The sequence below is a fragment of the Halorubrum sp. GN11_10-6_MGM genome (genome assembly GCF_005435165.1).
Lineage (GTDB): Archaea > Halobacteriota > Halobacteria > Halobacteriales > Haloferacaceae > Halorubrum.
In genome coordinates this window covers 18,399-27,004 of sequence record NZ_SGUC01000036.1, presented here as the reverse complement: position 1 = coordinate 27,004, position 8,606 = coordinate 18,399, and the positions used below count along the sequence as shown (strand labels likewise).

The 8,606-nt window shown below is 70.9% G+C and carries 8 protein-coding genes; all 8 read left to right on the top strand.

Annotated elements, in window-relative coordinates; translation table 11 throughout:
* Positions 1–568 precede the first annotated feature (568 nt).
* A complete protein-coding gene (locus EXE46_RS14020) occupies positions 569–1,828 on the top strand; it encodes an ABC transporter substrate-binding protein (RefSeq protein WP_137689003.1) in 1,260 nt (419 codons plus the stop codon).
* Positions 1,825–2,826 carry an FAD-dependent oxidoreductase gene (locus EXE46_RS14015; protein WP_137689002.1) on the top strand — a complete coding sequence of 334 codons (1,002 nt, stop codon included), beginning with the start codon at positions 1,825–1,827 and terminating at the stop codon, positions 2,824–2,826. Before EXE46_RS14020 ends, EXE46_RS14015 begins: the two co-directional genes overlap by 4 nt.
* The gene (locus EXE46_RS14010; protein WP_137689001.1) at positions 2,823–4,001 is read left to right on the top strand and encodes an iron ABC transporter permease; all 1,179 of its coding nucleotides are present in this window, start codon (positions 2,823–2,825) and stop codon (positions 3,999–4,001) included. Before EXE46_RS14015 ends, EXE46_RS14010 begins: the two co-directional genes overlap by 4 nt.
* On the top strand, positions 4,002–4,901 hold the full coding sequence (locus EXE46_RS14005) for an ABC transporter ATP-binding protein (protein WP_137689000.1): 900 nt from the start codon (positions 4,002–4,004) through the stop codon (positions 4,899–4,901).
* 141 nt (positions 4,902–5,042) lie between these two features.
* Entirely contained in the window at positions 5,043–6,290 is a 1,248-nt protein-coding gene (locus EXE46_RS14000; protein ID WP_137688999.1) for an ABC transporter substrate-binding protein, read from the top strand.
* Entirely contained in the window at positions 6,291–6,467 is a 177-nt protein-coding gene (locus tag EXE46_RS17220) for a hypothetical protein (RefSeq protein ID WP_199234178.1), read from the top strand.
* Positions 6,468–6,660: 193 nt separating this feature from the next.
* Positions 6,661–7,470, top strand: coding sequence for an FAD-dependent oxidoreductase (locus EXE46_RS13995; protein ID WP_137688998.1), 810 nt, complete (start codon positions 6,661–6,663; stop codon positions 7,468–7,470).
* 25 nt (positions 7,471–7,495) lie between these two features.
* Positions 7,496–8,596 carry a hypothetical protein gene (locus tag EXE46_RS13990; RefSeq protein ID WP_137688997.1) on the top strand — a complete coding sequence of 367 codons (1,101 nt, stop codon included), beginning with the start codon at positions 7,496–7,498 and terminating at the stop codon, positions 8,594–8,596.
* Positions 8,597–8,606 lie beyond the last annotated feature (10 nt).

The following is an 8,606-nucleotide window of genomic DNA, read 5'->3' as shown; positions in this document are numbered from 1 at the left end:
CATCCGAGACGGAAGAGCCTCTGTTCAGTTCTCCGATCACGCTTCATCAGCGATTTGACTCAACACCGTCTTGCTCAACTATCCGCACAAACACCGCCTCGACGCGCCGCTAAACTACAACGGATGGCTATTATTTACAGCAAAAAATAATGAGCAGAAGTCACGCGTCAAATTCATCCCCCGAGGTTGTGAGATGCCCACAGTTTCGGAGGATGGGTTGTGATGCGTGGCTTAGTTTCACGACAGATTTGGCTGGATAGTCTTTCGTCTGGTGATTAGTAACACACTTCAGAGAACATCATTCAAAAATGCTTTCTGAGGGGTAAGAAATAGGAACCGCAAGACATCCCCTCTTTCACAGCTACTTCTCGAGAATAGAAGGCACGCATCAAATCCATCCTCCGAGGCTGTGGTGTCCGACCGCGTCAACCCGTCGACGCCTCGAACGTCGGGTTCGGCTTCGCCGATTCCGAGGGCGAACCCCGCGGACGCGTTCGTCGAATGGCCCAGTGTTTAGGCCCGCCTAACATTCGAAACTGCTTTAATTCTTTAGGGTAGCCTAAACTGTATGGGGCAAGACGCGGACCGGCCCGCCGGCACGCGACGCGACGCGATCAGGTACTGCGGCGCCGTCGCCGGCGCGGGACTGCTCGCCGGGTGTAGCGGGAGTGAGGCGCCGCCGAGCGGGTCCGAGGGCGGAAACGGTTCGGCGGACGGCGGCTCCGGCGGAGACGAGCCGTCGGACGAGGACGCGGCTTCGGACTCGTACACGGCCGCGATGGCGCCGGTCGGCGAGGTCGAGTTCGACGCCGTGCCCGAAGACGTCATGGTGTACAGCCTGCTGTACGCCGACCTAGCGGTGGCGCTCGGGCACGGCGACGCGGTCAACTCGCTCGGCTTCGACGCCGACGCGGGCGGGAACACGCTCGACGCCTACTACGCGGCCCTCGACGGCGTCTCCTTCGACCGCGAGGGGCTCGAACAGCTGAACACCGGCTCGGGCGGGGGTATCTCCGTCGACCGCGAGTTACTCTACGAGCTCGGCTCCGACCTCCACCTCGCCGACCCGGCCCTGTTCGCCTCCTTCGACGGCTGGGACGAGGACGACGTGGTCGAGGTCCGCGACAGGATCGGGCCGTGGTTCGGGAACATCTACAGCCGGCGTCACGCCGAACCGCCCGAGGCGTACCGCGACCGGTACGAGTACTACACGCTCCCCGAAATCGGCGAGCGCGTCGCCGCCGCGTTCTGGGAGGAGGAGCGGTTCGCGGCGCTCGACGCGGTCCGCGAGGACCTGATCGAGACGATCCGCGGGGACCTCCCCCCGGCGGAGGAGCGACCGACGGTCGCGGCGCTCATCTACATGGACGGCACTTACTACCCCTCGCGAACGGACGAGCCGGGGTTCGCGAACGCGCACGTGCGGCCGTTCGACGTCCCCGACGCGTTCACGGGCGACGACGTCACCTACGAGATGACGTACGACCACGAGGGGTTACTGGAGGTCGATCCCGACGTAATCTTCCACCAGTACGGGATCGCCTCCTACTACGACGTTGGCGCGATCCGCGAGGAGCTGACGGACCACCCGGTCGCCGGCGATCTCTCCGCGATAGCGAATGACCGCTTCTACCCCTCCGGCGACCCGGTTCAGGGGCCGATCATGAACCTGTTCCAGACCGAGATGACCGCGAAACAGCTGTTCCCCGAGCGGTTCGGCGAGTGGCCGGGTTACGAGCACGGCGACGCCTACCCGGAGATCCCCGCCGACGAACGGCTGTTCGACCGCGACGAGGTCGCCTCGATCGTCGCCGGAGGGACGGAATGAGCGGCGCCGGCGAGCGCGGGGCGGACGCCGGCCGGCCGGCCGAACGCGACCTCGTCGTCGTCGGGTGCGGCCCCGCCGGCTGCGCAGCCGCGGTGTTCGCCGCGCGCGGCGGCCTCGACGTGACCGTCTTCGACCGCGGTCGGTCCTCGCTCGCGCGCTGCGCGCACTTGGAGAACTACCCCGGGTTCCCGGCCGGGATCGACGTCGGGACGCTCGCCGACCTCATGCGCGCGCAGGTCGAGCGCGCGGGCTGTACGCTCGTCGACGACCTCGTCGAGACCGTCGAGCGCGTAGATGACGCGGACGAGACCCGCCTCCGCGTCACCCGCCAGGAGGGTTCTCCGGTCACCGCCCGCCGGGTGGTCGCGGCGACCCGGTACGACGGCGAGTACCTCCGGGGGCTCGACGACGACGGCGCGATGTTCGAGGAGCACGATCACGGCGGCGAGACGCACGAGCACTTCGATCGGGAGTACGCCGACCGAGACGGGACGACCCCCGTCGACGGGCTGTACGTCGCCTCTCCCTCGGACGCCGACCGGCAGGCGGTGACGGCCACGGGACGGGGCGCTCGCGTCGGCAAGCGGGTCGTCGCCGACGCCCGGATCGACGACGGCTGGTGGCCGGCGGCCGCGGAGGGCGTCGACTGGGTCCGCCGCGAGGCCGAACTCGACGGCGAGTGGGCCGACCGCGACCGGTGGGTCGAGTGGTTCGACGCGGAGCACGCCGACGCCCCCGTCGACACCGACTCGGAGCGGTTCGCCCGCGTCCGCGAGGCCGCGATCGACGACGCGCTGTCGTCGTACGTCGACGTCGACGAGGAGGCCGACCGCGCCGCGGCCGGTCACCGCGCGCTCGCCGAGCGACTGGACCCCGACGCCGTCGTCGACGCGCACGGGACCGACGCGCTGCTCGACGCGATCGACGACGAGGCGATCGCGGCGTACGCGAGCGACGGGGGATCGAACGCCCCGCGAACCGACGGGGGCACGCGATGAGCGGCGAGGCCGGAGCGGTCGGCGGCGACGCCTCGGCCCGCCGACCGGGCGAGGGGAACCGGCTCGGGTGGCTGTTCGAGCCGCGGCTCGCGACCGTCGCCGCCGGGAGCCTCCTCCTGGTCGCCGTCGCGGGGCTCGTTCAGGTGAGCTTCGGCGCGTACTCGATGTCGGTCGGACAGGCGTGGCGGGCCGTCCTCGACCCCGCGGTCCTGCTCGACCCGCGGTGGCTGCTCAACTTCCTCCTCGGCGAGGAGCTGATGCGGGCGGTCACGGGGTTCGGAGGCGAACTGCCCGAGCTCGCGCGCGAGACGCTCGTCGTCTGGAACATCCGCCTGCCGCGGGTGCTCGTCGCCGTCGTTGTCGGCGCCAACCTCGCCGTCTCCGGCGCCATCTTCCAGGCGGTGACGCGCAACGAGCTCGCGAGCCCCTTCATCCTCGGCGTCTCGTCGGGCGCGGGCCTGATGATCCTGCTCACCCTCGTCGTGTTCGGCGGGCTCTCCGCGTTCCTGCCGCTGATCGCGGCGCTTGGCGGGGCGGTCGCGTTCCTGATCGTCTACGCCATCGCGTGGAAGAACGGGACGAGTCCGGTGCGACTCGTCCTCGCGGGCGTCATCGTCGGGACGGTCTTCAACAGCCTCCAGACGGGGCTGTTCTTCTTCGCGGACGACATCGCCGTCGTCCAGTCGGCGATCCAGTGGACGACGGGGTCGCTGACCGGGACCGACTGGGAGCAGGTCCGGACGGCGCTCCCGTGGACGCTCGCGGCGTTGACGCTGGCGCTCGCGGGGTCGCGGCAGCTGAACCTGCTCCTCCTCGGCGAGCAGACGGCGAAGTCGCTGGGGATGTCGATAGAGCGGGTGCGGTTCGCGCTCTCCGGCGTCGCCGTCCTCGCGGCCGCCGCCAGCATCGCGGTCGCGGGGATCGTGAGCTTCGTGGGGCTCATCGTCCCCCACGTCGTCCGGAACCTCGTCGGCAGCGACTACAAGCGGGTGATCGTCGGCTGCCTGTTCGTCGGCCCGGCGCTGATGGTCGGCGCCGACGTGGGAGCGCGCCTCGGGATGAGCGTGATCGCGGGCGTCGACGCGCAGGTCCCGGTCGGGATCGTCACCGGGCTGGTCGGCGGCCCGTACTTCCTGTACCTGATGCGGCGGAAGCAGAACGTGGGTGACCTCTGAATGTCAATTTTCAGCGCAAACGCGACAGAGTCGAACGAATCGGGCGGCGCAACCGACGCGAACGGCGCGACCGACGGGCCGCGCGGTCCGTCCGGCGGCGCGACCGACGCGAGCGACCTCGACGCCGAGGACCTCGTGTTGGGCTATCCGACGGCCCCCGAACCCGTGGTCGACGGCGAGTCGATCGCGGCCGAGCCGGGCGCGGTGACGGCGCTCGTCGGTCCGAACGGGTCCGGGAAGAGCACCCTGCTGAAGGGGCTCGCGAACCAGATCGAACCCGAGGGCGGCTCGGTGCTGCTCGACGGGCGCGACGTTCACTCCATGGACACGAAGGCGCTCGCGAAGAAGCTCGGGCTGCTCTCGCAGGAGAGCACGTCCCCGGACAGCATCACCGTCGAGGATCTGGTGTACCACGGCCGGTACCCCCACCGCGGGTTCTTCGAGCGGACGACCGACGAGGACGCCCGGGCGGTCGAGCGCGCCATCGACCTGGCGGGCTGTGGCCACCTGCGCGACCGCGAGATCGGGAGTTTGAGCGGCGGGCAGCGACAGCTCGCGTGGATCGCGATGGTCTTGGCGCAGGACACCGACGTGCTCCTCTTGGACGAGCCGACGACGTTCCTCGACCTCCACCACCAGATGGAGGTGATGGAGATAATCGAGACGCTCCGGTCGGAGAGCGACGTGACCGTCGTCGTCGTCCTCCACGACATCGAGCAGGCGGCGCGGCTCGCGGACCGCGTGGTCGCGCTCAAGGACGGGAGGGTCCGGGCGCACGGCCCGCCCGAGGAGGTCGTCACCGAGGAGCTGCTCGCCGAGGTGTTCCGCGTCGACGCCGAGGTCGTCGACACCGACCGCGGTCCGCGGGTGACGCCCGTCCGAGCGCGACACGAGGAGTAGGCGCGATACGAGGAGCAGGCGCGACACGAGGAGCAGGAGCGACACGGGGAGTCGTCCGGTTCTGTGCGCCGGGCACCGTCCACTATTTTAGGCCGACCTAAAGATCGGAACGGTTAAATTTTTTTAGGCCAGCCTAAAAACATGCCCAACGACCAGGCACCTCCCGAATCGACCCGGAGGGCGTTCGCGAAGTACGGCGGCTCGGTCGCGCTCGGCGGCCTCCTCGCCGGCTGTAGCGGCGGCGACACCGAGTCGGAGCCGACCGGTTCCGACGGGAACGAGACCGACGCGGGCGACGGCGGCTCCGGCGAATCGGACGACCCCTCCGGTGAGGGGGACGACGCCGACGGCGGGAGCTACACCGCGTCCATCTCGCCGACCGGCGAGGTGACGTTCGAGTCGCCGCCGGAGACGGTGTTCACGCGGCTCACCCACCACGCCGGCATGGCGTTCGCGCTGGGCCGCGGGGACGACGTCACCGCCCTCCACGCCCCCGACTACTACGACGGCCTCTGGAACCAGTTCATCGAGCGCCTCCCGGGCGTCTCGCTCGACTGGTCCGGGCTCTACTCCTCGTGGCAACCCGACAAGGAGCAGCTGTACGCCCTCGACAGCGACATCCACCTCGCGGACCCGGCGTGGATAACCCAGCAGGACGCGTGGAGCCGCGAGGACATCGACGAGATCGCCGAGCGCGTCTCGCCGTGGTTCGGCAACTCCCTCTCGGACCGCCACCAGGAGCCGACCGGCGAGTGGGCCGACGGCTACCAGTACTACGGCCTGTGGGAGCAGTTCGAGATCGTCGCCGACGCGTTCCGGGAGCGCGAGCGCTACGAGGCGCTCGCGGCGGTCCACGACGACCTCCTCGCGACGATCGACGAGCGGCTCCCGCCCGAGTCCGAGCGCCCGACCGCGATCATGATCGCCGCCGCGGACATCGAGCAGATCTACGCGTACACGCTGAGCAACCCCGGCTTCCTCACGTCGCACACGCGCCCGCTCGGTCCACGGGACGCCTTCGAGGGGAGTGTCGAGTCCGGCACGGTCGTCGACTTCGAGACGATTCTGGAGGCCGACCCCGACGTCATCCTCTACCTCGGCGGCTTCGAGCCGGGCACGGACATGGCCGGGCGGCGGGCCGCCTTCGAGGAGGACCCCGTCGGCTCGGACGTCACGGCGGTCGCGAACGACCGCATCCACCCGCAGGGCGCCCGATATCAGGGACCGATCCTCAACCTCTTCCAGCTGGAGATGACGGCGAAGCAGCTGTACCCCGACGCGTTCGGCGCGTGGCCCCGGTACGAGGAGGGGCCGTACCCGGAGATCCCCGAGGGAGAGCGGCTGTTCGACCGCCAGCGGGTCGCGGACGCGATCAACGGAGACCTGTAGATGCGGGCCCGCGAGTGGGCGGTCGCGGCGACGTACGGCGATCCGACCGACTACGACGTGCCCGCCCTGCCGACGTGGCGCGTCGAGCGCGGCGAGGCCGGCGGGATCGCGTTCGCGGCGACGGACGGGTCGGAGGCGTTCATCGCCGCCGAGCGGCCGGTCCGGGCGCGCCGATGACCGGCGGGCGGTCGGCCGTTCGACCGTCGACCGTTCGACCGTCGACCGTTCGACCGGCGGCCGACCGACCGCCGGGACCGAGCGCGACGCGCGACCGAAGCTCCTACCTCACCGCGCCCCTGCCGGCGAGTATGGACCAGACCGAGACGCGGGCGACCGATCCCCGCCGCCGGAACCGACGGGTGTTCGGCCGATGACAGACGAACCGACCGCCGCGCGCGACGTGGCCGTGGTCGGCGGCGGGGTCGCCGGGCTCTCGGCGGCCGTCTACACCGCCCGGCAGGGACTCGACACGCTCGTCGTCGACCCGGGCGGCTCGATCCTCCGCCGGAACGCGCGCTTGGAGAACTTCCCCGGCTTCCCGCTCGGCGTCGACGCGCGCCGCCTGCTCGACCTGCTCGGCGAACAGGCGGAGGTCGCCGGCGCGGACCGCTTGGACGCCCGGGTCACGCGGGTCGAACACCTCGACGCGGACGGCGACGGAGACGCAGACGCAGACGGAGACGCGGCCGACGCGCCAGCCGACCCGGCCGACGGCGCCCGCTTCGTCGTCGTCACCGACGGCGGCGACCGAATCCGCGCGCGACACGTCGTCGCCGCGACGAAGAACGAGGTCGGCTACCTCGACGGCGTCGACGGCGTCGGGATCGTCGACCGCGGGAAGGCGTACGTCGACGCAGACGAGCGCGGTCGGACCGGGGTCGACGGGTTGTACGCCGCTGGACGACTCGCTCGCAAACCCCATCAGGCCGCGGTGTGTGCCGGTCACGGCGCCGAGGTCGCCGTGACGCTGTTAGAGGAGTCCGACGAGCCGTTCTACCACGACTGGGTCGCGCCCGAGGGGTACTTCACCGACCGCGGCCGCGACGTGCCCCCGGGCTGCGAGGAGATCGACGCCGACGAGCGCGAGGAGCGCGAGGCGGATGCGCTCGACGCGACCCGAAAACGGTTCGCCGAGCCGCACCCGGACCCGCAGGAGACGCACCCGAGCCTCGAAGAGTGACCGACCCGACGCCCAGAGAAAACCTGTGATCGGAACGACGCTGCTCGACATCGCGACCCACATCGAATCGCTCGCGAGCGAGGACGGCGAGTTCTCGCTCGTCTGTGCGCGGTACGGCGACCGCCCCGTGCCGGCGGCGGGGCTGCGCTTCGATAGCCGCGAGACCGCCCGCGCGGCGGCCCGGGCGACGGAGCAGTACCGGGACGCGCTCCGCCGGTACGACCCCGAGCTCCCCTTCTACGACGTCGTCGCCAGACAGGAGTTCGCGGAGCCGCCGTCGGGGGCGACGGCACGGAGCGACGGGTCCCCGACGTTCGCCCCGGACGAGGGCGAGCCCGTGCCGGACGAGCTGACGGGTCGGATCGTGGACACCGCCGGACGCCGCCGGCGCAGCAACGACGACGGGGCGACGGGTGACGACGGGTCGATTGGCGACGACGGACCGACGGGCGACGACGGCCCGACGGGCGACGACGGCCCGACAGACCGCCGACCCGCTGGCGGGGGGCGCGGACGGGCCCGCGACCGCGTCGAGTTCTGTCACGCGGCGGCCGCGGCGACGTTCGAGGCGCTTTCCGCCGGCGGTCACGACCGCGTCGAGTCGGTGGTCATGGAGGCGTACTTCTCGCTCGCCGAGCGGGTCACCGACCCCGACGAACTCTGTCTGTGCCTGCTCGAAGCGATGGCGGTCGCGCTCGACCGACACCTCGATCCGGCGGCGCAGGCGGCGGTGTTGGCGGACGCCGCGGAGCGCCTCCCCGACCCGTCGGAGCCGTCCGCCGCCGATCCGGTGTCCGCGGCGTTCGACCGCCTCGCGGCCGTCGGTCTCGTCGAGGAGTACGAGCGCGTCGAGGACGGTCGACCCGCCCCCGAACCGGGAACCGCGAACGACGACGCGACGGTCCGGACCTCCGGGTACGCGCTGTCGCCCACCGACGGTCGGGTCCCGACGCTCCCGGTGGCGCTGGAGGTGTGCCGTCGGGATTCGCGGGGCCGACTCGCGGGGGTCACCCTCCTCGCGGGGAGAGGCGACGCGACCGGATCGGACTGGCGGTTCAGGATCGACCCGGACGCTTCCGCCATCGACGGCGGTCCGTCGGCCGCGTCGGTTCCGCCGGGGCACTGAACGCCGTCGC